The organism is Patescibacteria group bacterium (assembly GCA_041661505.1).
In the GTDB taxonomy this organism is placed as follows: Bacteria; Patescibacteriota; Patescibacteriia; order Patescibacteriales; family JBAZCA01; genus JBAZCA01.
Map to the genome: position 1 here is coordinate 12160 of JBAZUF010000008.1, position 26702 is coordinate 38861.

General features: G+C 41.6%; 20 protein-coding genes. 2 read left to right on the plus strand and 18 right to left on the minus strand.

The window, feature by feature from the left end; all coding sequences use genetic code 11:
• Positions 1-26: 26 nt before the first annotated feature.
• Positions 27-2006, plus strand: a complete 1980-nt coding sequence (locus WC715_05900; protein MFA6171949.1) for a hypothetical protein — start codon at positions 27-29, stop codon at positions 2004-2006.
• 94 nt (positions 2007-2100) lie between these two features.
• Here the strand turns inward: WC715_05900 and WC715_05905 are convergent, their stop codons facing one another.
• From WC715_05905 to WC715_05925, 5 genes are all read right to left on the minus strand, one after another.
• Positions 2101-3789 carry a CTP synthase gene (locus tag WC715_05905; protein ID MFA6171950.1) on the minus strand — a complete coding sequence of 563 codons (1689 nt, stop codon included), beginning with the start codon at positions 3787-3789 and terminating at the stop codon, positions 2101-2103.
• A 43-nt stretch (positions 3790-3832) separates the two neighbouring features.
• Positions 3833-5140 carry a S41 family peptidase gene (locus WC715_05910; protein MFA6171951.1) on the minus strand — a complete coding sequence of 436 codons (1308 nt, stop codon included), beginning with the start codon at positions 5138-5140 and terminating at the stop codon, positions 3833-3835.
• Between the two features lie 179 nt (positions 5141-5319).
• Positions 5320-6417, minus strand: coding sequence for a glycosyltransferase family 4 protein (locus tag WC715_05915; GenBank protein ID MFA6171952.1), 1098 nt, complete (start codon positions 6415-6417; stop codon positions 5320-5322).
• Positions 6418-6429: 12 nt separating this feature from the next.
• A complete protein-coding gene (locus WC715_05920; protein ID MFA6171953.1) occupies positions 6430-7902 on the minus strand; it encodes a flippase in 1473 nt (490 codons plus the stop codon).
• Between the two features lie 192 nt (positions 7903-8094).
• Complete coding sequence (locus tag WC715_05925) at positions 8095-9018, minus strand: tyrosine-type recombinase/integrase (GenBank protein ID MFA6171954.1); 924 nt, start codon at positions 9016-9018, stop codon at positions 8095-8097.
• Positions 9019-9755: 737 nt separating this feature from the next.
• On the opposite strand from WC715_05925, the gene WC715_05930 reads away from it, so the two are divergent.
• Entirely contained in the window at positions 9756-10499 is a 744-nt protein-coding gene (locus WC715_05930) for a hypothetical protein (GenBank protein MFA6171955.1), read from the plus strand.
• A 240-nt stretch (positions 10500-10739) separates the two neighbouring features.
• On the opposite strand, the gene WC715_05935 is transcribed toward WC715_05930, so the two are convergent.
• From WC715_05935 to WC715_05995, 13 genes are all read right to left on the minus strand, one after another.
• The gene (locus WC715_05935; protein ID MFA6171956.1) at positions 10740-14909 is read right to left on the minus strand and encodes a PBECR2 nuclease fold domain-containing protein; all 4170 of its coding nucleotides are present in this window, start codon (positions 14907-14909) and stop codon (positions 10740-10742) included.
• A 15-nt stretch (positions 14910-14924) separates the two neighbouring features.
• Complete coding sequence (locus WC715_05940) at positions 14925-17069, minus strand: hypothetical protein (GenBank protein ID MFA6171957.1); 2145 nt, start codon at positions 17067-17069, stop codon at positions 14925-14927.
• A gap of 18 nt (positions 17070-17087) precedes the next feature.
• Positions 17088-17216: a hypothetical protein gene (locus WC715_05945; protein ID MFA6171958.1), complete on the minus strand. Its 129-nt coding sequence runs from the start codon at positions 17214-17216 to the stop codon at positions 17088-17090.
• Positions 17213-20068, minus strand: coding sequence for a DNRLRE domain-containing protein (locus WC715_05950; protein ID MFA6171959.1), 2856 nt, complete (start codon positions 20066-20068; stop codon positions 17213-17215). Before WC715_05950 ends, WC715_05945 begins: the two co-directional genes overlap by 4 nt.
• 18 nt (positions 20069-20086) lie before the next feature.
• On the minus strand, positions 20087-21631 hold the full coding sequence (locus tag WC715_05955; GenBank protein ID MFA6171960.1) for a hypothetical protein: 1545 nt from the start codon (positions 21629-21631) through the stop codon (positions 20087-20089).
• Entirely contained in the window at positions 21628-22533 is a 906-nt protein-coding gene (locus WC715_05960; GenBank protein MFA6171961.1) for a hypothetical protein, read from the minus strand. The genes WC715_05955 and WC715_05960 overlap by 4 nt, the downstream gene beginning before the upstream one ends.
• A gap of 13 nt (positions 22534-22546) precedes the next feature.
• The gene (locus WC715_05965) at positions 22547-23602 is read right to left on the minus strand and encodes a hypothetical protein (GenBank protein MFA6171962.1); all 1056 of its coding nucleotides are present in this window, start codon (positions 23600-23602) and stop codon (positions 22547-22549) included.
• Between the two features lies 1 nt (position 23603).
• Entirely contained in the window at positions 23604-23915 is a 312-nt protein-coding gene (locus WC715_05970; GenBank protein ID MFA6171963.1) for a hypothetical protein, read from the minus strand.
• Positions 23916-23977: 62 nt separating this feature from the next.
• A complete protein-coding gene (locus tag WC715_05975) occupies positions 23978-24205 on the minus strand; it encodes a hypothetical protein (GenBank protein ID MFA6171964.1) in 228 nt (75 codons plus the stop codon).
• A 75-nt stretch (positions 24206-24280) separates the two neighbouring features.
• Positions 24281-24562, minus strand: coding sequence for a hypothetical protein (locus WC715_05980; protein MFA6171965.1), 282 nt, complete (start codon positions 24560-24562; stop codon positions 24281-24283).
• A 3-nt stretch (positions 24563-24565) separates the two neighbouring features.
• Positions 24566-24802 (minus strand): hypothetical protein, encoded by a 237-nt coding sequence (locus WC715_05985; GenBank protein ID MFA6171966.1) that lies wholly within the window; start codon positions 24800-24802, stop codon positions 24566-24568.
• A gap of 16 nt (positions 24803-24818) precedes the next feature.
• A complete protein-coding gene (locus WC715_05990) occupies positions 24819-25661 on the minus strand; it encodes a tyrosine-type recombinase/integrase (GenBank protein MFA6171967.1) in 843 nt (280 codons plus the stop codon).
• 178 nt (positions 25662-25839) lie between these two features.
• Positions 25840-26702, minus strand: an 863-nt coding sequence (locus WC715_05995; protein MFA6171968.1) for a tail fiber domain-containing protein, incomplete at its 5' end; no start/stop codon positions are given.

Consider the following 26702-nt stretch of genomic DNA (forward strand, 5'->3'; position numbering starts at 1 on the left):
ATTTTTCCTAATTTTAGCAAATCTTTATGGTTTTTATTTTTTTAAAGCTTTTCTCCATTCTGTCGCTCTCCGGGGGGCTGGTTTACTATTTTTACCGCCTGAATAGCATCGGCCTTTTTTTGTCGATCGCTATAACCGCGTTATTAAGCCTCGTGCTGATTCCCTATTTTAAAATTTCCAGAACCGGTAGAACTTCAGGGAATACGCCGTTTTGGAAAAGGCCGTCGGCGATTTTTGTTTTTTTAAGCTTGGCTTATTTAATCTTCACCGTTCTGGCCTTTTATACGCTTTTTTTTAGCGCGACGGCCAAAGCGATAATTTCTCCCTGGCAGGTAATTCCGGTCTGGTTCTTTCTTCTATACTTTACCGCGTCTTTTCTGCTTTTCTTTATTTCTCACGCGGGGAAAAGCCGCTTTGAAAAAAACCTTTTGCGCGTTTTTATTCCCCTCCACTATTTCTTATCTTTTTCCGCGGCCCTTTTCGTCTATAAAATCGGCTACGGCTTTGATCCCTTTATCCATGAATCCGCGATGAAAGTAATTGACGCCAAAGGATTGATAGAACCAAAAACTTTTTACTATTCCGGATTTTACGGGCTCGCCATTATTTTACATAAAATACTTTTTATTCCGCTTGCCTGGCTGAATAAATTTTTAGTTCCTGTTTTAGGCGCCTTTTTAATCCCGCCGATTATGGCGCGCGTCTTTAAATCGCTTGGCTGGGACGAGTTTTCCGCGAGCGCCTTGGCTATTGTATTACTTATTTTTCCCTTCTCCTTCTTAATTATGACCACCCCGCAGAACTTGGCCTTTTTACTCGTTTTCATCATTATCGCCTTGAGCCTGGCGGCCAAAAAAATGAAAGAATATGTTTTTTTATTTTTAATGGCGCTGGCGATTTTTACAATCCATCCTTTAGCCGGCATCCCCGCTATTCTCTTCTCCCTTCTTCTTTTAATTTACTACAACGACCATGAGCCCGGCCTGGCGAGCGCCTTTTCTTCTCCAGCGTTAAAAAAATTAGCTTTCCTTAAAAAATACCTGTATTTCGGCTATTACGCTTTATGCTCTACTGCCCTGCCTTTGGCTTTTTATATTTTTGAAAAAGGAAACGGCGAACCGCGCCAGTCCCCTGCTGAAAGCTTTCCGGGCTTTTCCAGCCTTATCCAAAGCTTAAAAATAATTTTACCGAACAAAGAAAACTTATTCCTGAATTTCTCCTATTTAATCCAGTCAAACGGAATAAAAATAATTTTAATTCTTGCCCTAATAGGCATTATCATTGCCCTAAAAAGCAACTGGAAAAAATACAAAATCTACGCCTATTCTTCCCTGGCTTTTTTTGTCTCCTATTTTTTAACCGAAGGGCTGTCTTTCAGTTATTTGATAAATTACGAACGGTCGGCTTATTCGGACCGAATTTTATTCTTAGCCTTATTATTCCTTTTCCCTTTTATTTTGCTTGTTTTAAAATGGTATCTGGAAAAATTGTTTATCCAAAAAGGATTAATCCTTTTTTCCAGCGGCGCGCTTTTAGCCGTTCTCATGACCGCCTCCTTATACATTTCTTATCCCCGCTATGACGCTTATTTTAATTCACGCGGGCTTTCCACCGGAAATTTCGATATTGAGGCCGTGCGATGGATGGAAGAAGACGCGGGCGGGGAGTACATCGCTCTTGCCAACCAGCAAGTTTCAGCCGCGGCGTTACATGAATTCGGCTTTAAGCATTATTTAAAAGCCAAAACCGGCGAGGAAATTTTTAATTACCCGATTCCGACCGGCGGGCCGCTTTACCAGTATTATCTGGCCATGGTCTATGATAAGCCAACGCGAACCAGGATGGAAAAAGCCATGAATTTAACCAGCGCGAAAACCGGCTATTTTGTCTTAAACAAATACTGGTTTCAATACCCGAAAATTTTAGAAGAGGCCAAGCTTTCCGCCAGCTCATGGAAGAGTTTTGGCGACGGCGAAGTAGTGGTGTTTAAATATATAGTGGAGTGATAATAATCGAGTTAAACTTATTAAATTGCGCGGTTTAAAAAATCCGGTTATTCCCGGATTTTTTACTGGCAATTATTTTAAAAGGATATAACAACTATTTCTTTTCTAAACACACCCGGATGAATTCGACGAATAAAGGATGCGGGTCGAGCGGGCGGGAAATGTATTCGGGATGGAACTGGGTGCCGATAAAAAACGGATGGTCTTTTATTTCAACCGCTTCGACGATCAGTCCGTCCGGCGAAGTTCCGGCAATGGTCAAACCCATCTTTTGCATTTCTTCGCGGTATTTATTATTGAATTCGTAGCGGTGGCGATGGCGCTCGGATACGATCATATCTTTTCCAGCCTTCCAGCCGGCTTTTTTATCCGCCGGAGCCTTGGCGTAGGCGGACTCAAGATGCGTGCCGGGCACGATTTTGCACGGCCAGCCGCCTAAGCGGATAGTCCCGCCGTACTGCTTTTTGGCAATTAATTCTTTTTGCTCGGGCATAATATGGATTACCGGATTAGTTGTTTTTGGATTGACCTCTTCCGAATTGGCATCCTTATAGCCTAAAACATTTCTCGCGAATTCGATTACCGCCATCTGCATGCCGTAGCATAAACCGAAATACGGCACTTTATTCTTCCGGCAATATTCAATCGTGGCGATTTTTCCTTCCGCTCCTCTTGATCCCCAGCCTTGGGGAACGATTATTCCGTCAAACTGTTTTAAAGCGCCAGTGCCGTTCTTTTCGATGTCAGCCGTATTAACCCAGCAAAATACCGGCGTGCAGTTATTGGCGGTGCAGGCATGTTTAACCGCTTCAATCACGGATATGTAAGAATCAGACAAGCAAAAATCTCCGGTAGCGAAATATTTGCCAACCACGCCGATTTTTACCGGCCGTTTCGCGGCTTTGTACTTATTAACCATTGCCGCCCACTCTTTTAAGTCCTTGTGCCTGGCTTTCAGGCCGAATTTTTCCAATATCCGCTCGCCCAAGCCTTCTTTTTCAAAATTAATCGGTATTTCGTAAATTGACTTTACGTCCGGCGCCGACACTACGTCGTCTTTGGAAATATTGCAAAAAATTCCGAGTTTTTCCCGGCGCTTTTCGTCTAAAGGACGGGCCGCCCGGGCGATTATGAAGTCTGGCTGGATGCCGGCCGAATTCAGCGTCCTGACCGCGTATTGAGTCGGCTTAGTCTTCATCTCCCCGATCATCTCCGGAATAGGAAGATAGCTTACGATAGCGAACAAAACATCTTTTGGGCTTTCCAATTTCATCATTCTGGCCGCTTCTAAAAACAGCAAAACCTGGTATTCGCCTACCGTACCGCCGAATTCAATTACCACGATTTCCGCCTTATCGGTTTTTCCCGCCAATTTGATTCTCCTAATAATTTCGTTCGGAATATCCGGCACTACTTCAACATCCTCGCCGCCATATTCAAGGTTCCGCTCTTTTCTTATCACCTCCTGATAAACCTGGCCGGTAGTGATGTAATTCACCCGAGTAACCGGATTGCCGGTGAACCGCTCGTAATTTCCTAAATCCTGGTCGGCCTCAACGCCGTCCTCCCCGACAAAAACCTCGCCGTGCTCGGTCGGGCGGATTGTCCCGGCGTCAATATTAATGTACATGTCGCACTTAATGTTCGACACCGCGTAGCCTTTGGATTTTAAAATATTCGCGATTGAGGCGGCCGCCACGCCCTTGCCGACTGATGACATCACTCCGCCGACGACAAAAATGTACTTGGTTGAGATCTTCTTTTTTCCTTTTGGATTGGCCATATAGTTCTAATATAGCTTATTGGAACCGATATATCAAGCGAAGCTATTTTTTAACCTCGTTTTTTACCTCGCTTTTTTTCGGATCATATTTTTCCTTGCCGGTAAGAATATTGACGGCTTTGTCCATCTGGGGGTCTTTTCCTTTATCAAAATCTTCTGGCTTCAGTTCTGCAATTATATCCGGAGTTATCCCCTTTTCGGTTATATTATTGCCTTTAGGAGTATACCATTTGGCAACGGTGATTTTCACCGATGATCCGTCCGACAAATTCTCCAGGGTTTGGACCGAGCCTTTGCCAAAGGTCTGATGGCCGATAATAACGCCCTCTCCCGCATCCTGCAACGCTCCGGCCACGATCTCCGAAGCCGACGCCGAACCTTGGTTCACTAAAACCATGGTGGGATAATCTTTTAACCGCGCCCGTCCGCGGGACAAATAATCGTTCTTTTTTTCATCGGAAAATTTCTCGGTTACTACAATCCCGCCGTCAACCCACTTTGAAGCCATCTCTATAGCCGTATCAAGGTAGCCGCCGGGGTTATTCCTTAAGTCTAAAATAATTCCTTTGGGATTTTTTTCTACTGCCTCGGTCACTGCCTTATCGAACAAGCCCTGCGTGTCATCATTAAAATTGGTTACCGTAATTACAAAAATCCCGGATTCGTTCATTTTTGTATTTACGCTTTTTACCGTTATCTTGTCCCTTTTTACCTTATAGTCTTTTGTTTCCTTAAAGCCCTCGCGGTAAATCGTCAAGGTTACTTCCGTCCCTTTGGGGCCGCGGATTTTATTTACCGCCTCATCAACAGTAAAGCCGGCGGTTGATTTTCCGTCAATGGCATAAATTTTATCCCCGGCTTTTAAGCCCATTTTTTCCGCCGGCATGTCCGGCAAGGGGGCAATAATCGTTATCGTATCGTCTTTCATCCCGATTTCCGCGCCGATTCCTTCAAAAGTTCCGGCTAAATCATTGGAAAAATCAAGAGAAATTTTCGGATCCATAAAAACCGTATACGGATCGCCGGCCGCGGAAACCAATCCCCGAAGAGAGCCGTAAAACAATGTTTTGTCGTTTAATTTATCCTTATCGACGTACTGCTCATGCAGTAAATCCCAAACTTTCCAGTACAAATTAAAATCGACGTCCTGGGTTAATTTTCCCGAATCGCCTGAATATTTGCCGGTTAGCTTCCCTAAGAATACCACTTCCTTTTTAGCCAGCTCTTTTAAAACCTCATTTTTCTGGGAAAAATAGGCGCCGGCCCCGAAAGAGGCCGCAAGCAGTATAACGGACAATAAACCAATGCTTATTCTTTTGAATATTTTTCTTCGCGGCTTTGTTTCTTCCATGCTATTAATCCCCTAAATTAAAATAAACGGCAAAAAAGCGTTTTGCCCGAATACCAGTTCGTTAATGTTTCCGATAATATAGTATATAATATCAAAATATAAGATTCGCGTCAAAGTAATCGCGATGCATTAACGGCTTAAACGCGTTAGTTTGAAATATTCGCCAAAAATCGCCTTTACTATTCGCCGCTAACAGCCTCGTAAAGCTTTTTAGCCTGGCCTTTGGCGCTATATTCTTCTAAAACTCTTAACCGGGCTTTTTCACCCATAGCTTCGCGGAGGGCCTTGTTATTAACAAGGCTTACTATCGCCCGGACAATATCATCTTTATCATCCGGATTAACCAAAAGCCCGTTTACCTGATCGGAAACCGCGTCGCGCACCCCTCCCGAATCGCCGGCAATTACCGGCTTGCCGGCCAGATTAGCTTCAAGGTAAACAATGCCAAACCCCTCGACGTCGCCGTTAATTTTTCGGGACGGCATGACAAAAATGTCGCAGGCGGAAAGCCAGGCCCATTTTTCTTTATCATCCGGCTTGCCGATAAAGATCACCTTTTTTTTCACCTCCTCGGGCAGAGCCTGCCATTTTTCTTTTAAATATTCCTCGTCCGGGCCGATGCCGCCTACTACGTAAACCGCCTGGGGCGCGGCCTTCAGTATTTCAGGCATAGACTCAATCACGTAATCAAATCCTTTGCGCTTGACCAGCCGGCTGATGCTTAATAACACGATTTTATTTTTTAAGCCCTGCCGCGTTTTTAATTTATCCGATAATCCTTTGTCGATTTTTATTTTCCCGTCCACTCCCGGATTTATGATTACGATTTTTTTCGCAATCTTTTCGCCGAGCTCTTCGGCTAAAAGTCCGGCCACATAGCTATTGGCGCAAATTATTTTTTCAGCCCGGTAAAAAATCTTTTGGACCACCCAGGATTTTCTCTCGGTCTTGAAGGCGCAAAGGTAATCCATGCCATGGAGGACAATCGAATATTTTATCCCGGCCAGCCGGTTAACGATAAAAGCCGCTATGCCCAGGGGCAAGACGTGGCCGACCAATATATGGTTGATTTTATTTTTGTTCACGCTCACCCAAAGCCGCCAGATTGACGGCAGCCACTTATAGCGCGGCAAGCGGCTGGACACTAATTTTCCGTCGTTATTGTCCAAAACGAAAATCTCCCTGCCCTCGGGCCAGTTTTTTGCCATGTCCTCGTAATATTTTCCGACCCCGCCTTTAAACGGCGGATATTCCAAAGTAAATATAAGAAAACGCATAATTGGATTTAGTTATAAATTTTCCACCGCTTCTTCCTGAATCTGCGGCTTTTTCTTAAATGATTCAACGATACTCATAACATCCTCTTTTTTATACCCGCCCAGAAGGAATAAAACTATAAAATAAATTACGCCTCCGATGCCGGCGGTAACAAAAACGTTGATGTAATTTTTTAAATATAAAACTGATAAAGCCATAACTATAGCCGAGGCTGTTACTTTTATAAATATCAGTAAATTTTTCCTCAATCGATAGTCGATAATTTTTCTTACGAGAATCATGCCTAGCGCGACCTGCAATACTCCGCAAACCGAAGAGGTGATGCTCGCCCCGACCGCGCCGAGCCGGGGAATTAGCATTATATTCAAAGCGGCGCTCGATAGCGCCACCGCGCCCATGATATAAGAATTTTGCTTCTGCCGGTCGCAGGCGTTTAATAATGAGCCGATGGGAAAATTGACAAAGGTGAATAACAACTGGGCGATGGTAATTTGCAATGGCAGTATAGCTTCGGAAAAGCCGGACTTAAAAACCAAAACAACCTTATCGGCAATCATGATTATCCCGACGCTAATCGGTATGGATATGATAATTAAATAATTCATCGCCCGCTCGAAAGTAACGGACAATTGGCTTTTATTTTTCAGCCAGTACAAGGAAAGGGCCGGATAAAGCGAGGCGGCAAAGGCCATGGGCAGGAACTGCAGGGCAATAATGATTTTAAAAGCAACCTGATAAAGGCCTACTTCGCGGTCGCCGGCCAAAAGCGACAATAATACGGAGTCAAGAAAAGTATAAACCCGGTTTAAGACGCCGTACATGGCAAAGGCGATGGAGATGCCTAAAATGTATTTTATCCGCGGATAATCCCAAACAGGCGCTATTTTAATCTTCCACTTTACCCCGACCAGATACATGGAATAAAAAAAGTTAAATACGCTCGCGGCGATAAGAGGCAGAAACATCCATCTTAGCCCCAAGCCCATTTTCACGAGCGCCGCGCCGATTATAATAACCAAAAGCTGAAAAATAATCGAACCGACGCTCTCATAGCTTAAATTATGGAAGCCGCGGATGGTGGAAAAAAACGACAGGGTGAATGAATCAAGCGCCATGCAGATCATTGATACGTAAACAAGGAATTTCGTAACGTCGGGATAGCCCAAGGCGTTAATTAAAACTCCGACCATGATGAACGATACAACGGTCAAGGGGATCTTCATGGCCAGAATGCTTCCTAGAAATTTATCAGCTGTTTTATTGTCTTTCGCCACTTCGCGGATTAGCACTCCGGCAAACCCAAGGTCGATAATAATAGAAAAAATCGTAGTGAATGATATGGCAAAATAGTATTTGCCCAAATCTTCGGGGCCTAAGTAGCGCGCGAGAATTATAAAGTAGCTAAAAGAAATCACCTTTTGCAAAACCAAGGCAACGGTAAAATACGAAGTGTTTTTGGCGATATTGGCGACTTTAGCCGGCATAATTAAATAAAATAAAGGGGCAATTCATCCCTTATTACATTATACTACAAGCCGTTAAAATGCAAAAATAAAAAATGCCCGCTCTTCTGGCAGGCACTTTTTGATATATAAACAGAATAGACGATTAACGCTTTGACCACTGCGGTGACATGTTCGCTGTTTTTAGTTTTGTACCTTAAGTATACCAAATAATTAAGGCCGTGTCAAACTGCTCTCCATTTTATTTCTGTAAATTTCTTCTACTTCCTTGTTACTGACGCCCATATAAAACATTGTGGTATTTAATTTAGCATGCCCAAGCATTATTTGTAAGTGCCTGGGGTGGATCTGATTTTCCACTGCCTTATGACCAAAGCCATGCCGGAATGAATGCGCGGTTATCTTTTTTTTGATTCCTAAGTTTTTTCGGACTTTCCGGATCATCTTTTGAACATTACTTTTACAGCTGGGTTTTCCGATCTTCGTCCGGGCCAGGCTAATAAATAAGGCGTTACTTTGAAAGTTGGCTTTTTCCATATATTTTTCCCGGACCTCCAGCCAATTTTTAAGAAGCCGGTTAGTTTCGTCGTCCCAATAAATTTCCCGGAAGTGGTTAGTCCGTTTAAATGTCCGGGCCGTGGCCTTTTTATCATCCAAATCAATTTGCCCGATTTCCATGGCAAGCATTTCTCCTAACCTTAAGCCGGTGGCCGCTAAAAAGGCAATAATAGTTTTATCGCGCAATTGCTCGGAATAAAATTCATCAAAATAATTAAGGATTAAATCAAGCTCTTGTTTTACAACGTATGGATAATGCTCTTTGTCGTTATCTTTCGGGACCGGAATATAGCTGTCGTCAAATTTTACTAATTCCTGCCGGTAAAGCCAGCGCCAAAATGTTCTAAGCGCGCAAATATAATGTCCGGAAGTGCTACGTTTAACGCCGCGATCATCCCTTAAATAGCTGGCGTAATCAACGAAATCGTTTTCTTTGAATTTTAAAATATCTTTTTCCACTCCGTCGCACCAATCAAGATAAACTTTTAAGCCCCATTTGTAGGAAGAAACTGTATCGAGCGAATGCCCAATACGAAGCCAGTTTAAAAACTGGATATAAAGTTCTAAATTTTTATTCATAACATCACAAGAAAATGGCGACAAGCGGCCATTCATGTTATAATTTAAATAACCAATTTTGGAAGCTAGTACCTTCCTGGTTGGCCAGGGGGATCCTCACAAGGGGTCTCCCGTTAGTTAACTGAGCAATTTACGATACCTTTAAATATAAGTCAATGGGCCTATTGACAAGCCTGGCCGGGCAATATTATACTGTTAACAAATACAAGTGCTTCAAAATAAAATCAAAAGAGGGTTGACATATCTTTTGTCTTAATATATATTTAAGAGTCCTATGCTTAAATAAAAAAGCGCCTTATGCTATAAAGACGTTTTTTTGTCCCTCAAAATAAGATCCGCTAGTAGCGAAGGGTAATTTTCAAAATATTTGTGACCGGGCAGGGCTATGATCCCTGAATGCAAATTTAGCAGATTTGCGTGATGTCCAATTTCACTACCCGGCCATTTTACCCTCCGCTGCCAGCGGATTTTTTTTATACAAAAAACTTGTACCAAAACCTCCAGCGTAGGCGAGCAAACCCTTTAGTTTGTTTTGCCTTGCGGCGTTGATCCTTTTAGAACCTACGCCAGAAGTTTCGACACAAGTTTATGTGCCGGGAAAGCTCTTTGAGGGGGATCAGCCCTATTTGTTAATATGCTTAAGTAAGCTTACCAAACTGCTCTATTCCCTGTCAAGGACGGGCTATTGAATTATTCCTTGGTTTATGGTAGAGTCTGGATAAATTAAGAAAATTGCCATGGCAATAAACAAAGACACAATTTTTAAAATTCTTTTGGGTAAAAAAAACGGGCTTCACGTTGATGAAATATCCGATGAATTTATTACCCGCGGTTTAGATGAAGAATTAGGCAAAGATGATCTCAAAAAAAATATCAACCGCATTTTAATCGGCGACGTTAAAAGAAAAAAGGGATCAGTTTTTAAAAAAGTACCAAACGGCAAGGGCGGCTACAAGAAAGGCTTTTACAAAATTATCGCCGAAAAAAAGCCTAAAGGAACGCCAACCCCCGGAGATATTATCTTACCTCCTACTAATTGCCTTTTTACCGGTAGAGCTGGAGAACACGCGGTGCTGAGCGAACTGTTATTTAGAGAATTCAACGCTTCAATAATGGCCGTTGATCAGGGAATTGATATTGTCGCTTCCAAGGGAAAAGATTTTTATTACATCCAAATAAAAACTGCAAATTTTCGAAACGGAAGTTTTTATGCGACTGTAGATAAAAAGCAATTTGAACGATATAATTTTAAAGACACTTTTTATATTTTGGTTTTAAGATACTTGGTAAAAAATGAAAAGCAGCCGAGAACCGGTTTTATTGTTTTTAAGAGCTCAGATTTGGAAGTATTTAAAAATAAGGGGGTTATTGGCAACGCTGAAAACCTGAATATTAGTATTAAGATTTGCGATGGGAAGATTGTCTTAAATAACCGAGAAGATATTACCCTTTATTTTAATTTTTTTGATTATATTAAGTAATTTTTATGACTACTTTTAAAAATAAAATGAAAGATTTTTTAAGATATTCTGAAATACCTAAAGTGTTATTAGCAATTTTCACTTTTATAGGGCTTTTTGTATTTTTAGTTTATCCGGATTCTTTCTTTTCATTTATTATTGGATATTCTTTTTTGCCTTTTTTTATTTTATTTGTAATATATCTTTTTTTTACGCTTTTTTTATATATATTTCATCTGATAGGACTGATAAAAAAATAATTTATTTTTGATTAGGAAATTTTGTTAAAGGTGGTAACTTGGGAAGTTTAGGTATTTTTGGCAACCCGGGCAGGGTTGTTTTTTTATTGACACCTTCAAAATATTCTTTTGCCTCAGGTGTAGCATATTTTCCAAATAATCCAGTCCGTACCTTGTTGGCTGGGCTTTTTTTTATGCTATAAAGACTGGTTTTTCCCGACTTACTTCTAACTTCCCCTTCCCTGTAGGCGCCTATTCCTTCAATAGTTTTTTTAGCTTGGCCGCCGCCGAATGGAGGAGCTAAATAAAATGCCGGTTTAGCCAATTCTTTTTTCCATTTTCCGTCAGTATAATCTGAAATATCTCCGGCTAAAGGCTTAAGACTCGGTATTCCGGCGCCAATAGGAAATCTGCCGCCGGTTATGCTTCCGACAAAAGGAAGATTTCCCGCGATGTCTTCCGCTTCTTTGGATGCCCGCTCTAAAAAGCTTTTATCCTTAGCTTCCTCTTCAAACCCCATCATGTACGAAATCGCGTATCCAATGTCTATGGTCGGCCTTCTTCCGGAAACTTTTTCGTACGCCTCGTTGAAAAGGTACGAATAAACTATAAATTCTCCTATCATGCGTGTTAATTTAATTTTATTTCCTTCCGAAAGCTTAGGCATATCTTTAGTAATTACCGAATAAACATTATTAACCTCAGTCTGAAATTGGGAAACTGGAGCAAATATTTTAGCTCCCATTAAATTAGGCAATTGTCCAATTGATCTGTCGGCCAGCATTTTGCCGGCGTAAACATCTGCCTCCAATATTGCTTCAGCTGCGGTCATGCCCTTTTTAAGGTTTTCAAAATATTTGCCAGAAACTACTGATTTAGCGGTAAATTTATCAACCGTTTCAAAAAGCCATCCGGCTACCTCGGCCGCTTTTTTGGTCTTGGTCAAATCTATGTTTTGAATAGGATATCTTCGCTTTAAAAAGTCTGATTCTACCCCGTTAATATCAAAGTAGCCTTTGTTAAATACGCTTGTGGCCGCTTCAAATATTCCTTGGGCGACTTCTTTCTTTTTGGTGGTAGCCAAAAACTCAGTAAAGGGTATGAAGTTAGTTAAGGCCGATGAAATATTTCCCACTATCATATTAGCACTAGTCCTTTGCTTAACTAAGTTCGCCAATACAAAAATCTTTCTCCCGAGCATAGATTCGGCCGCGCGATCAATTGCTGATTTTTTTCCGGAAAGCAGGTTGGTATATTCATGGAGATTTGCGACAAGATTGGGCAATTTTACTTTTTTGTTTACCTCTGCCGCGTCCCTAATATAGGCTTCAATCGCCCTTCCCCGCTGAATGCTGTCAATATGGTAAATCTGCTTAGATATAGTATCTAAATAATTATCCATGCCCTTTATGGCCGATTCGGTAAAAAACCCGCCTTTTCTTCTAAGCTCCGCGGTGGAAAAAGGCTTGCCTGGATTAAAAAATTCGGTAAGCCCTGATATTTGAGTAGGTAGATCCTCTTGTTTAAAAACGTTTCCCACTTTGTCTATGGCCGCTTCCATTTCTGTAAAATGCCTGAAATAATCTTTCCTTTTTTGTATCGGCTCATAACCAAATTTTGCCCGCTCTTTATTTACCCGGTCTAAAAGGTCGTTATAAATTTCCCTGAAGTATTCTGTAGCTTTTCGGATATCCTGCCATTTATCCGAAGACTTCTGTTTTAGTACCCCCTCTTCGCCGAGATCCTTCAATTCTTTGTGTATTTTTTTTATATCATTTACCGCAAGCTCAATGTTTTCTTTAACCTTACCAGGAAGCCTGGCAAATTTTTCTGAATCAATCCCCCTTGAGAAATTTACCGGATAGCCTGGAGGAACGTCATCCTGTAGGGCCATGGATATTAAATCCTTATATTTTTTTACCCCTCTTTGTTTTGCTATTTTTTTTGTCTGATCCCAAAGTTCCTGCTGAACCATCCTTTGCTCTCCAAATCTTTGAATTAAAGCGTCTTCCTTTGAACCGACCCTTATTTTCATGTCCTTAACAATCGTGTCGTTCATTAACGTCCGTAAACCATTTGTAAATTCTATTCTGGCGGTTTCATTTTTTCTCGTGGGATTAACTACGAAATTTTTTATTTCGTCTGCCTCACTGCCGGCAACGCGCTCAAGGTTTCTTTCCAGCGTTTCTCTTGAAAGAGAAATGGCTGATCCGTCCTTCCATAATTCAAGTTCAAGAATCGGAGCCCGGATGCCGCCTCTTCTGGTTTTTGGCAATACAATTCCGTAATCTTTTAATACTTCCCTTTCGGTCATTATCGCCTGGTCCGGAAAAAGATTTTCATTAAATTCTTTTTTAACGTATTCAATAAGTCCTTCGGATTGGTCGCTGTCAATATAACGATCCCCTTCTTTCAATCTTGAAAGCTCTTTTCTCATATCGTCTATCTGGGTCTTGCTGGTATTTTTCCATTCCTTGGCCCCGGTTTTTTCTCTTAACCTTTTTAACTGTTCATCAGATATTTTTTTCTCTTTTTGTGTTTCTCTCATTTTTAAATACGATTCTTTTAGCCCGCGCTTTTCTAATTTTTTTTGAGTCTTGATTTCCTGGTTAAGTGCTACTCGCTCTTCCGTTAATTCGGTTTTAACTCCCTTATTTTCCACCTTGCCAATAATCCGGTCTTTAAACATATCCAAAACTTCATCTCCGGATTGTTCCTGGGAATATAATAAATTATCTATTTTTTCGCCTAAAATGCCCTTTTGCAGGGCCTTTGTTTTAATTTTGGCGTAATCCTCGGCTTCATCAATAAAATTAGCGTACGAGCCGTACAGCTTGCGTATTAAGGGTTTAAACGCCTGGTATTGGTTTTCTAACTCGCCACCGAAGTCTTTTTTAAGATTTGCCTCCATTTCCCGTCTTATTAAATCCTGTTCCCTTTCAGCTAAGCTCTTGACTTTTCCGCGCTGCCTTGCTACGTTAATATTATCAGTACCTTTTTCGAAACTTTCAGCCTCTTTAAGAGCAGAAAACTCGGGTCGGCTGCCAGCCAGCGCCTCGCGCGCTGAAGCAGATGGAAGGACCGCCTCACTTGAGGCGCCCGTCTTCCAAAGAGGCTTAAATTTTTGAAGATACTTATCGTCTGACTTAAATACCGTAATTACGGTATTTTTATTTTTTTCAAAGCTAACCTCAACAACTGAAGCCGCTGATCCACCATTTCTTTTAACAAATAAAAATCTTTCCTCACCGGTTTTAAGTTTTTTACCTTCTAATATCTCGGAAGGATTCTGTATAATATCCGGTATTCGTCGGACTACATCTTCTGGAAATTTTTCTGGCTTGTCGGCTATATGCTTAAGGGATTTTTTGGTTACCACAACATCATCAGCCTGGGTTTTAATTATTGCTTTAGCCTCTTCGGTTATTTTGCCGATTTTAATTTCTTTTGCCGGCTGGGAAATCGGCATAAATTTTGGTTGTTTTTTTAATTTGCTGTATTCATCAATAAAATCACTTTTGCCGATTTTTTTTACTGCTTCCCCGATATTTTCTGCTAGGTTGGCTCCAGGGACTTTAGACGCCAGCCTGAGTGATCCGGTTACCTGGCCTATGCCTTGGCTAGGCAAAGCCATATCTAATAAAGCTCCAGCCGCGGCCAGTCTGGATTTTGGCGCTGCTTCCTCTACTTGTCTTTCGGTTATGCCGGCGTTAACTAGCATGGCGTCCAGCATCGGGTTTTTATGCCTGGCTAATTTATCCCGTCCGGAAATACCGGCCGTATTTTCTGCTTTCTTGTTTTCTTCTTCACTCAATCCTTCCCCTACGTTAAAGGTCATTTCTTTTCTCTCCGGATTCTTTTTAAATAAATCACTGAATGGTTTAGGCTTAGTAGGAATAACCGGCTGATTCTTTACTATCTTCTCCCCTTGAACTTTTAGGGCCGGATCGATTCCGTCGGTATTGGTTCTTGCCGGAATAGTTGATATTGGTGCAGTAGTAGCCTGGCCGGATTTAAACATGTTGCTAATGGTAAACTTGGCCTTTTCGGCGTTTTGGTTAATTGGCTTGGCTGGCTCTTCTTTTTTCTCTTCTTCCTTTTTCTTCGATAAAAACTTGGAATAATTAATAGTTCCGGTTTGTTTAACCGGTTGGCTGACTCCCGGAATAAATTTTGAATAATTAATGGCCATTTATTTGATAAATTATTATTCTTTCATTAATTTTAATATCTCATCATCAGAATAACCAACGGCTTGATACTGAGTGATTGAAGCCATAATGTCGTCTAATTTTTGCCTGTTTGTTTTCCCGTTTCCTAAAAATCCGTTTTTTGTGTCATCATCACTTAGACCATATAATTTAGAAACATTTGCTCTGGTAAGATTAGTTTCCTCTTCCTTCTTTCCCGTCTGACTATAATACTGCCCCTTATTAAGCATCTGATCTAATTGCTCATTTGTAACATCCGGATATAAGCCTTTAATTCTGTTCCATGACTGGGCCCAGCTTCCCCCTCTCGCCAGTTTGGTAATTTCTTCGTCCAGTACTTTTTTAAAGGCTTGCTCTTCCTTGGTTAAACTACTCGAAGATCCGCTTCCTGTCCCCTTATAAGCGTTTCCCAAATCTTTAATAATTTCCCCGGTTTTTGAATTGATTAATAGCGTCCGGCTGTTTGCGGTTACTATCTGGGTATCTTCTGCTCCGGCCGGCTTTTTGTAGATTGTTCCGTCCGGCATCCTTAAAATCTGATCTTCTTTTAAACCTTTAAGTCCTGATGGTCCGGATATTTTAAAATAACCTTTTAAAGCTAAATCTTTTGCAAAATCTTCGTCCTCTTCCTTGTCCTGATAAGTTCTATCGTCCAATTTGGTTTTTTCCTGGTAAGCCCGGTCTTCCAATTTTTCCTGCTTGGCTTCAGTTTTTTCGGTTTTTACATCTTCCCTTCCCAGCTCAAATTTAGCTACGTCTAAGGCCGCCGCTCTTCTGGCTTGTTCAGTGGCCAGTTTTCTCGTTAAAGTGTTGGCTTGAGTGTTGACTCTTCTTTCTACCGCGGCCGCCTGTCCTGTTATGAAGTCCATGGCTATGGGTTGGTCTTTAATTTTATTAATTCCCATTTCTTCTGAAGAGTATAAATTGTTTAAAGTTTTTTCCAATTCCAATTCTTCCGGAGTTTTTCCCATCAGTTCCGCTATCTTGGCTTCTAAGGCTTTAACCTGTTCGTTAGTGGTCGCTTGAGCCTCTGGAGTAGTCGGGGTAACGGTTGGAGTCCCTGAGGGTGATCCCCCTGCTCCAGCGTTATTTATGGCGTTCCCTAAAGCCTGAATTTGGCCCGTAGCGTCGCCATTAGCCCCTTTAGCTGGAATCATGCCTTTTTGGCGCGCGTAAGCTAAATTAGCCTGGTCTGTGGCTGTAGCCTGGCCTTTAGCTTCCCGGTCTAGAGCCGCTTGTAATCCCGCGTCAACTTTATTTCCCGATTCCTGCAGTTCTTTATTAAATCCCTTATCCGGGGATCCGGCTTTTATTTGCTTTAAAACGTCTCCGACTTTTTGACCGGTGAATTTAGTCAGTTCCTCTTTATTGGCCGGTCTTCCGTGATAAGCTTGAAAAACCGCGTTAACGTAATTTTCGTTGGCGCTGAGTTCGCTATTGGTTTGATCTACCTTGTTTTTTAAAGCAGTGTTTAAGGCGTCATTTTGGCCCGTAGCGCCTGATTGGGCTCCAACAGGACTGTAGCCTTGGCTTTTAGCCCATTCGTCCAATGCCGGTCCTTGCAGGTTGGTATATTTGCTAGGATCAATAGTAGCCCCGGCCGAGTTTTTGTATAGCATGCTTTGGACCGCCTTAGCTTGATCAACTACTGGAGGTTGTCCGGATGTTTGAAAAACAGGCTTAGGGGCTTTGGCGTTCTCTGCCGCTAATTGTTCCGGGGAAAGTCCTAATTGAATGCTTGAACTGCCTAAATTTTGTTTTTCCCAAGTTTGCTTTTCAGATAAATAAGCATACATATCCTCGTTAGAATTTCTCGCCCTAAATTTTGGCTGAGCCGAACCCCATAAATCCTGGTATTGTCCGGGGTTATTAGTTTTCACCATGTTTTGAAATTCGGAATTATCAAGATTAAAATACTTAAATGTATCCTGTCTTGAACCTTGGCCTATGCCGGAATAAGGGTCAAATCTAACAACTGAACCGCCTTGGTAAGTCTGACCAGTATCAACTAATCCGGCATCGGTAACGTCATAAACCCTGTTTTGAAATTCACCATCGCCGCCGTAAGCAAATTTCTGCCCTTTATATTGGGATAAAAATTCCGGAGTTATTTTAATAAGGTCTGTTGGTTTTAATGCCATAATATTATACTTAATAATTTAAAAGCTTCTAGTTTTAAGCATTTCTAAAATTTCCTTAACCGCATTTTCAAGCTTGATAATACGCTCTTCACTGGTATCTTTTTCTTTTTTTTCAAGGGCGCTTTTTAACTTTTCAATATTATTCATGTGTTTAAAATTAATAGCTTGGTTGCAGTTAAGGCTAAACCTACTTTTTTGCTTACCGTCCCAGCAGACGTGGAAATTGCTCCGCTGGTATCGGAAAGATAATAAATGCTTCCGGGAGTTAATCCTGACGATGTATAAATATTCGTAAATTGGACTTTAGTTGATAAATCAACCGCTTTTGTTTCTAAAGCAAATCCTACCCACCTTTGAGTATTGGCGGAATAATCAGCCTTTGATTTAAATATTTTTGAATTGTCATAAGTTAGTAAGAGATACGGCCGATCAGCCGCGGTAGCTGCCTCGGATGAATTCATTCCAAGAAATGCGTCACTAATCTGCACTCCATAATTAGCATCTGTTCCATTAAGCCAATTTTGAACTTGGGTAGTAATATCTATAGAATAAAAAGTATTATTATTTGGCGTTGAAACTGATCCTAATGAAGCGCCAACAGTAGGCTTGGTATTCCAGGTAACCGTCCCTTCAGCCCAGCTGGACGTAATCTTATAAAAAACAGGGGTTCCTCCTTGAATATCGTTGGAAGTTTTAAAATAAAGTATTGCCGAAGTTAAGTTTGCGGTTGGCAGTCCGGTTAAATCCCATTTTGCAAATATATATCTTCTTTGTCCTCCATTTGCCCCGGCATATAAAATTACTTCTGAGCCTTTATTATTATTTGGCTCGTCTTCCCTTACATAAGTGTCTTCCGAAGGAATAAATAAAGTTCCTGTATAGAATCCCATTTGGATAGCGTCGCCAGCCGTTATCGCTTCGCCGGACGTTAATCTAAAAGCAATTTGCATATCAGTTGCCTCGAGCGTAGTACCGTTAAAAGTTTGAAAATTATCGGAATTTCCAATTGAAAATACCGGAATAGTATAATAAACGGTAATTCTTACGTGATCAATCGAAAAAGTCCTGCCCGCTCCGGTCGGCCTGCCTTGCCATCTAAAACCAAAATTTGAAGCGTTGACGTCGGCTGGGGTTAAAGTAAGACCCCACATGCTGGAAGCTCCGCCGTAAGTGATATATGATTCGGTGGTAGTTATTGTAGTTCCGGCCGCAAGATTACTCCCCTGAGCGGTTCCAGTTTTAATTAATTGCGCGGTAACGTCTATGGCGCCGGTATCAACGTTAGATTTTATTTCTACTTCAACTTTAATCCCGACAATCGTCGCGTTTGTAGGAACTGGCGAACTTAAATTAGTACAGTCTAAATAATCACTCCTGTTTGATGATAATATTCCGTTAGTCGTGTATGTATCATCGCTTGCTCCGGCGTTAGCGGGAGTAGCCCATGATTCACCGTCGCCATAAGCTGTATTAGTAAAAGTGCTTGGAGTGATTGCCCCGGTATTAAAAGTGGAATGGCCCAAGAAAAATCCGTTTCCGGTATTATAATCTGTCTGGCCTGACTTGATATGTCCGGAAGCGTCAAGCGTAATCGTTCCGGCCGTAATAGTTCCCATATTGGCTGATAAGGCTGAAAGGCTGGTTACGGTGATTTTATCCGAAGTGATCGTCCCGGCGGCAATCTCCGACGCAGTAATTGTCTGGGCGGCGATTTTCGCGGCGGTAATGGTGTTAGCCGCAATATTATCGGCCGTAACCGCTAATAGGGCTAAATTGCCGGTTGCTCCGCCGGTAATGGTATTTTGGGCGATTTGGCCGTTGGTTACGGTCTGGTTGGCTATTTGTGAAGCTGTAATTGTTAAATTAGCTATCTGGGCCGCGGTGATGGTTAGATTAGCAATATTTCCAGCCGAAATAGTCCCTGACGCGATATTTCCGCTTTGAATGGTGCCTGAAGCTATATTGCCTCCGGTTATCGTTCCGGTGGCTATTTTTCCGCTCGTAATGGTTGCGTCCTGGATTTGTGTGGCCGTTATCGTTCCGCTTACAATATTTGACCCGGCAATCGTCGCCGCGGCGATTTGCGTCCCTGTTATGGTTGCGCTGGCAATTTGGCCGGCCGTTATCGTGGCATTCGCGATTTGCGTGGCGGTGATTGTTCCAGTTATAATGTTTGACCCCGCAATTGTAGCGCTGGCAATATCCGTTCCCGTGATTGTAGCGTTTTGAATATTGTCGCTGGTAATAGTTGCTGAAGCTATTTGGGTACCGGTAATAGTCGCATTAGCAATTTGAGCTGCGGTAATGGTTAAATTGGCTAACTTAGATCCGGTAACAGTCAAATCGGTTAAATACTGACCATCTATAATTGAAGAAGCACCGGTTACCAAGGATCCTTTTACAGTAAAGGTTCCCGCCGACTTATCCCATTTTAAGCCCTTATCGGATGCAAAATTTCCCATGACTATATCTCCGACATCCGTACCGCCAACTAAAACTTTAAAAACATCATTACCTGAGTCGTCAATAATTTGTATCCCCGTATTTAAATCAGGAAAAATTAATACCCTTGATCCGGATGCCGCGCTTTGGTAAGCCCCGCCGGTTTTATCCAGCTTAGAAGATATATCAATCCCTCCGACTATGGTTAAAGTTGATCCGTCCCAATTAATATAATTAGTGTCATTCCCTAAAAAAAATTTAACTTTATTGGAATCAGAATCATCAATACCCAAAATAAAACCGTTTTCGGTGTTGGTAAAATCGGTTTTACCCGCTTGAATCTTAGAATCTCCAGTCCCGTCTTTAACAGACAAGGTTAAAACCTTGGAAATGACTTCATCGGAAATTACCTTCCAGCCTATTTCACCGCCGCTATTTTTAGTCTCCTCGGTAACAAACCTTAAAGTATCATTAATAATTGCCCTTACCTGCTCTTCGGTTACATATTGGGTTGATTCAGGCGTTGGTATTTCAAATTGGTTAAAATCCTTGCTCATCTTAGTTTAATTTTAAATTTATTCGTCTTCGTAAATATCGATATCTACAAGGATTGGAAGTAATACCGGAAGCTGGACCGTGCCTCCCCAGGCTAATTCCAAAATAAAGTTATTTTCCCCGATATAGTCCTGGAGATCCGCTCCCTTGTAAATCACTTTTCTTAAGCCGTTATAATTTGTAGCATTCACCGTGGCTAAAGTTTTGGTAGTCGATTCATCGTCAATATAAACCTTAGGAATAATTTGCATATTAGCGGCTATGGATTTTGCTAAAGGGATTCTTATCCGATCGATACTAAACTTTTCCCCGATATTAAAAGGACCGATTCTCATTACTGAACTTAAGGTCGCGCTTGAAGAATATTTATCAATTCCCTTTCCTGAGTCGTCTCCCCAGGCCGCGATTACTTTAGGCGTCATGGTTGAATCCTGCTCAACCGCTTTTACGGCCGTTACCATGGGATTGGCGCCTGCTGAAGTGCACTTAACCGGGGTGTGCCAGCCTTGGGGCAGATTAGACTTCTTTGATCCTAAGGCGTGGACTACCCCTGCAGTAGTAGGATAGGACTGGTAAGCCCCCCAAAACAGTTTATTTCCTTTAGCATCAACCGCGCCGGCGAACGGCGGCGCTCCTTCGTCTATCTCTAAGACTGGAATAACCGAATTGCCTCCGATATATTTTGAGATCCTTACTCCGTCTTTTCCGTCTCCGGTAAATATCATTAAGATTCCGTTCACGTTCACTACGGCCGTAACCAAAGGATCGGGTAAAGGAATAGCTTTAAAAAATGAGTCGTCAATCGTGTTCCATAAAAAAAGATGGGCATTACCCTGAATTAAATTGTCGCTGGTGGTTTGGATAGCTACTATAGCTAAATCAGTGCCCGAGCTTTCAATATCTACCGGATAAAATCCAAAAGGAAGATCTAAAGCGTTATAGGCTGATCCGTTATTAGTGTCGCCCTCTACTGTAGTTTTAGTGGTTTTAATTTTATGAATCACTCCCTGGCCGCTTATTACGTCGCCAAAATATAAGCAGTTATCGCCGTGCACATGCCCGGCATGATTAGGAATAACTACATTTCTTATAGTCGGATAAGTGGTATTAGTTAAAGCGGCTAAGCTTAGTCCGGTCCAAAATGTATTTGTCAAAGTAGGAGTTCCGTTTAACGGTCCGTAGCGCGATACATTAGTCGGGGTCATGAAATAAAGGTAATTGTTATAATAATTTCCCCCGTTTCCCGCTCCTGAAGTAGGCGTACCGACTAAAGCTTCATTGGCTAAATTTTCGTCATAACTTACTACTTTGCCGTTTTGCTGATAACCGTAAACCTTTTCATCTTTAATATTGGTAATAAGCCAGTTAACAAAGCTGTCGACATTGGCTCCGGAAAATTTAGAATAACCAGTAGGTACGATAATACCCGAGGCTCTTTTGTCCCCGGATTCGGCCGGAAAATCCGGATCTACGCCTTGCGCGGCGTTATACCCGCCTTCAATGTTTATATATTGGGTCGGGCCCTGGCCGCCTATTATGCTGTTTACCCTTATAGTTCTTTTCATAACCAGACTGATAAATTTGGATTAATTATTTCTACTTCTTCATCCAAAATAACCGGATCAAAAGTTTCCAGGCTGTGGTTTTCGATTAAAGATAAATAAGATTCCCGGTATAATTCCTTGAATTCGGCGGCTAAAAATTTATCCGGTTTTAAGGTTGAGTGGTAAATTTGGCAGGCCCGGTAAACTGGCAGTATGCCGAATCCGTAAGGCAAAATTGACATCTGCCCGATGGTATAGCCGGCGTTCCCGGCCGCTATCGATACGCCTTCATAATTTTTTTCCAAAGTCAAAGCGGTAGTACTGCTAACCGAATCAATTTCGTACCATACGCCGTCCCCTTTATTAGCCGCGGTATCGTCAGTGATCCTAAGCCACATGCCGGCCATGCCGATCGCCCAGCTGGTTCCGGTCCCGACTATCGATGCGCCGGCGTTTGTAGTCGTCAGGATCCCTCCGGTGGTGTAATCGGCAATTGATAAGTCTTTAACCAATTTTGAATAAACAAAAGTGATCGTATTGGATCCTGCTGAAGGCTTGGGATAAAAGCCTACCTGGCCGCCAAAAACAATATACCTTTCCGGAATATTGGAGGTGATATTGGTATTTTGGTTAAGCCGATCCCATTCTTCCCGGGAAGAGCACTTCCTCGGAGTATATACGGTTCCAGCTATGGTAATGGTGGGTGGAGAAATTAATTTGCCGCAGTCATAAGGCAGCTTGTAAAATTGTACACTGGCTTCAGTAAGCGCCGTCTTGGTTTTCTTAAGAAAATCAAAAGGCTTTTTTTTAACCACTTCCCGGACGACCGAATTCATCAACCGATCTCCAATGAGTAAATTAGCGGTACTGCCGTCTTTAGTTAAGCTGCCAAATAAATTTCTACGCTCGGTATAACTAAGCATATTGGTAAGTTAATTAATTAGCCGGAAAAAATTCGCTTGTTTCTTTAAACTTAGCTATTTCCGTATCACTGGCTTGCTGGACGCCGAAATTTACGGTCATTAAAGTTATAGCGTCCAAAGACCACTTATTAAACCGTTGCCGTTTTCCGTCCTTGGTAAACCAAAGCGATCCGGCGCCGATTTCTAATTTACTGTTAGTTACTTTGTTGCACCTGATAATGTTTTTTAACATATCTTTTATCTTATTTAATAAGAAATTCTTGGGCTCGCTTGATATAATCGGTTCGGCCGTTATTTTATGGGCCGACCAAATGCGGTAAGTCGGATCAAGCTGCTTTATCAAATCATCCTGGGTAACGTTTTCCTTGTATTGAAAGTCTTTCGGATAAGTATCGCTATCGATAATAATGTCCGGATTTTTGCTATCATAATCTACCGCTAAATGAGCGTGGTTAGCCGGCAACCCTTCATCTACGTAAAGGCCGGTCTTATCGTTTTTAATCCAGGCCCGGCCGGTGATCACTACCGGGGAATATTTAAGCGCTCCAACTATCAAGCTATGCGGTACATTATTTGAAGTGGTAAGCGCTTCCCAATTGATTTTCCATTTGATTATGCTTTTCAGAGCTTCCTGCACTAATTTGTAAGGCTGATCAGCGAAAAACATTTGCTTAGTAGTATTGGCGTCAAAGGCATAGCGCAGCTTGGTGGCAATATATTCTTCAACAAAGCCGTCCAGTCTAAGGCTTTCCATGACGTTTCTCACGCTATTTCCCACCCCTGGTATAGTCCTACTCATTACGGCCGTAAACATTTCATCTAAATCAAGCAAAATGCCGTAAACGCAATAAATATGCATAACTAAAGCTTTTAAAATAGCATAAGTTACGCAGGAAAAGCTATCGAAATTTCGGTTAAATTGGATTTCCGATTGGCAAATAAATTTTTGCCAGCCGTGCCCGTCCGCAAAAATTACTTTATTTTGCAAAGGACTGGCGCCAAATACCCAGTCTTGTTCTTTCACCTCTTCAAATACCAAGCCGTAATTTATGTCTTTAGTTTTTTCCATATTATTGAGTTATTTGTAAATCCGCTTTTAACCTTTCATCCAAAATCTCAGTCAGCCTTTTGTTTCTTAAATTATAGGTTTTATTTTTTTTGTTAATCCGCTCGTATTCTTTAGTAAGAATTTTGGCGTTTTGGTGGGAATTTTTTTTATCAGCGCTGTTTTTTACTTCCTCAAACTTTTCCTTCTTTTTATCGGTATAAATTGATTCAATTTTGTCGGCATCGATACCGGCATTAATTTTAATAAAGCCTAAAAGAAAAATAGCTATTGAAATAAACAATCCGGATATTAAAGTTTTTTTGTTTGATTTCATATGTTAGAAGTTATCTTTGAGGGTGGCGGGATTTGTTTAGCTCCCGCCTGGCCTTGTGCTCCTTAGTGGAAGCGGTAAATTTTGTCATTGCAGGGCGCCTGGTAAATGCTGTTTTCGCCTTCCCTGTGGCTAAAGGACAATCGATGTTGTCCGCAGTCGCACCGGCGGTATACCCGAGACTGGAATCCGATCGGCATTTTAAAGCCGGTCCCGCAGTTCGAGCAGTTGACTAAACATCTTTCATCGCCGACGACCAGCGATTGACATCCGGGGCATTGGGTGGTAGCCATTTTAAATCTCCTCTAAGTCTGGAAGTTCGTACCGAAAGATGTAATCGAGCAGTCTGTAAAAGAGCTCCTTCATTTTTAGCCTCCTTGCCTGTTTTTTTCCCTTTCCTCCAAAATTGTTTCAATTTTGGCTAAGCTTATTTTTATATCCGCGATATCTTTTTCAATGTGGCTTAGGTGGTTGTTTTTTATGGAAGAAATTTCTGAATCTAAATTGCCATGCCTAAGTTTGCAGGCTTGTTTTATCAGGTTAATGCTTTCAAAATTTTTAACATCCGGATCGCGAAAATATTTATATAAGCCAAATATAAAAGCTCCCAAAGTTAGAAATGAAATCAATAATTGAAGGTTTGCCTGCATATCCTAATATTTATAGCCTCTTAACGGCCGATCAGCCTTGAAGCGGCCGATCATGGCCTTTATTAAAAAGTAAAGTCCGGAAACGGCGGCCACTAGGCTAACTATCAAATCAATCAAATCGTTTTGGTCATTTGGCGTAAATTCAAAACCAAACGATTTTAAGACTAAAGCGAGAAACGGAATAATTGCCAGTAAAATATTTCTTATTGTTTGGCTGTCTAGCCAGTACTTGGATCCCATAGATTTTGAAAATTAATTATAAATAACTCGGTATATATAAATTGTATTCGTTTTGGATTCGCTGAGGAAAACTTCTGATATAGACCATGGTAGTTTCGATGAACGAGTGACCAAGTTGCCGCTGTACTAAAGTGATATTCGCTCCGCGCCGGATAAGGTTAGTGGCTAAGCTATGCCTCAGTAAGTGCGGATATACCCTTTTATTAAGCTTCGCGCGCCGGGCCAGATTTTTAATTACTTTCCTTAGGTCGTGGCTCGAATATTTGTTATGGCGTTTAAGCGTGGTGAAAAAGTGATCGTCTGATTTCCTCGGGTACTCTCTTAAGTAATCCAGTAAAATCCGGGTGCAGTCACCGGATATGTTTACCATCCTGTCGCGCTGGCCTTTCCCCTTAATCACCCGGACCATATTATCCCCAAGGTTTACGTCGTGGACCCTTAAGTTGCAGAGCTCCCCGTTTCTGATCCCTGAATAGGCAAGAATCGATACCATGGCCTTTTCCCGGATGTTTTTTGAAGCGTTGATTAGTAAGGTGATTTCCGCTTCAGTTAAAACGTCCTTTATAATCGTCCGGGGTTTTTTTGGCCGGCCAAGCTTTAAAGGATTTTTAATGAAGTTCATGTACCATTCGAGGGATAAAGAAGTATTAACCACGTGAGAATAGCTGTATTCCCTTTCGTACATCTTATGGATGTAGGTTTCTATGTCCTCATGGGTTGGATCGAAGGTCCTAAATTTCTTTAAGGCCCTTTTAACCGTTCCCCGGTAACCGCCGATGGTAACGCTCGAAATTCCTTTTTTCACCATCAAAAACTTTTCAAACTCGAAAAGAGTCTCTTTAAGGATTGCCTCCCGCATAGAGTGAGTTTTTTTGGCCGGATAATTGCTTAGTTAGCTAATAGTCCGGTCAAAGTCGTATTAAAACTTAAATAATGAACTCATCTATACGCGAATTTATTTAATTGTCAAGAGCAATTTTTATTTTTTTCTTACTTTTTTAACCTTTAAGGTACGTTTACACCAATGACAACGCACCCTACTTTTGACACTTAAAAGTAGGGGTAAAAAACCAGGGTATCGAATTGATAGACTTCTCGGATGATTTTTGTTTTTCTTCCAGCTCCTGTATTTTAATATTCTGTTCTTGGATAGCTTTGACTAAAAGGGCGATTAAAGCGTTAGAGTCAACGCCTTTCATCTGTTTTCCGTCTTTATCTAAGCCTGAATTGGTAACCGCTAAAGGGAATATCTTCTCTAAGTCCTGGGCTATGAAGCCGGTATGATTTAAATCATCCTTAGTTTTGGTATCTTTCCATTTATAATTTTTAGGAATTAATTGGGAAATTAAGGATAAGGCCGGATATTGGGCCGGTTGAATGTTTGTCTTTAAGGACTGATCAGAAGCCACACAGCCGTTTATAGAGCCTAAGGCGTCCGTTGTGAGGCCCGTAGCGCAAGATTTCTGGTTAGTTTGGGTAATTGTGCCATTAACATCCAGTTTAGTCGCAGGTGAGGTAGTACCGATGCCGACGTTGCCGCTTCCTAAAATCGTCAACATGTGCGTCGCGTAGTTATCAAATTGATAAGCGGTTTCAGCCGAAGCAAGAGCCGCCCCTCCGGTAGTGCCGTTACTTTTGTAGGACTGAAATAGCATGGCCGGGGTTGCGTCTGTCGGGTTAGTGGTGCCCATAACGGCGGTAATTGTCATGGCATTATAATCTGTAGTTGAAAGACCCTCAAATCTTGCTCCGCCGCTAGAACTGTGAATTATGCCTAGCTTTAAATATGCATTCGAAGGGGCAAGTGTGGTAAGTCCATGATTGATATCTGAATCAGTAAGATAAAAATTTCCGTTATAAACGTCCAATTTATCTACCGGACTCGTCGTTCCGATGCCGA

Excerpts from the sequence above, each read along its gene's own strand:
- WC715_05900 (MFA6171949.1), top strand. The coding sequence starts at position 27 with ATGGTTTTTATTTTTTTAAAGCTTTTCTCCATTCTGTCGCTCTCCGGG.
- WC715_05905 (MFA6171950.1), bottom strand. The coding sequence starts at position 3,789 with ATGGCCAATCCAAAAGGAAAAAAGAAGATCTCAACCAAGTACATTTTT.
- WC715_05910 (MFA6171951.1), bottom strand. The coding sequence starts at position 5,140 with ATGGAAGAAACAAAGCCGCGAAGAAAAATATTCAAAAGAATAAGCATT.
- WC715_05915 (MFA6171952.1), bottom strand. The coding sequence starts at position 6,417 with ATGCGTTTTCTTATATTTACTTTGGAATATCCGCCGTTTAAAGGCGGG.
- WC715_05920 (MFA6171953.1), bottom strand. The coding sequence starts at position 7,902 with ATGCCGGCTAAAGTCGCCAATATCGCCAAAAACACTTCGTATTTTACC.
- WC715_05925 (MFA6171954.1), bottom strand. The coding sequence starts at position 9,018 with ATGAATAAAAATTTAGAACTTTATATCCAGTTTTTAAACTGGCTTCGT.
- WC715_05930 (MFA6171955.1), top strand. The coding sequence starts at position 9,756 with ATGGCAATAAACAAAGACACAATTTTTAAAATTCTTTTGGGTAAAAAA.
- WC715_05935 (MFA6171956.1), bottom strand. The coding sequence starts at position 14,909 with ATGGCCATTAATTATTCAAAATTTATTCCGGGAGTCAGCCAACCGGTT.
- WC715_05940 (MFA6171957.1), bottom strand. The coding sequence starts at position 17,069 with ATGGCATTAAAACCAACAGACCTTATTAAAATAACTCCGGAATTTTTA.
- WC715_05945 (MFA6171958.1), bottom strand. The coding sequence starts at position 17,216 with ATGAATAATATTGAAAAGTTAAAAAGCGCCCTTGAAAAAAAAGAAAAA.
- WC715_05950 (MFA6171959.1), bottom strand. The coding sequence starts at position 20,068 with ATGAGCAAGGATTTTAACCAATTTGAAATACCAACGCCTGAATCAACC.
- WC715_05955 (MFA6171960.1), bottom strand. The coding sequence starts at position 21,631 with ATGAAAAGAACTATAAGGGTAAACAGCATAATAGGCGGCCAGGGCCCG.
- WC715_05960 (MFA6171961.1), bottom strand. The coding sequence starts at position 22,533 with ATGCTTAGTTATACCGAGCGTAGAAATTTATTTGGCAGCTTAACTAAA.
- WC715_05965 (MFA6171962.1), bottom strand. The coding sequence starts at position 23,602 with ATGGAAAAAACTAAAGACATAAATTACGGCTTGGTATTTGAAGAGGTG.
- WC715_05970 (MFA6171963.1), bottom strand. The coding sequence starts at position 23,915 with ATGAAATCAAACAAAAAAACTTTAATATCCGGATTGTTTATTTCAATA.
- WC715_05975 (MFA6171964.1), bottom strand. The coding sequence starts at position 24,205 with ATGGCTACCACCCAATGCCCCGGATGTCAATCGCTGGTCGTCGGCGAT.
- WC715_05980 (MFA6171965.1), bottom strand. The coding sequence starts at position 24,562 with ATGCAGGCAAACCTTCAATTATTGATTTCATTTCTAACTTTGGGAGCT.
- WC715_05985 (MFA6171966.1), bottom strand. The coding sequence starts at position 24,802 with ATGGGATCCAAGTACTGGCTAGACAGCCAAACAATAAGAAATATTTTA.
- WC715_05990 (MFA6171967.1), bottom strand. The coding sequence starts at position 25,661 with ATGCGGGAGGCAATCCTTAAAGAGACTCTTTTCGAGTTTGAAAAGTTT.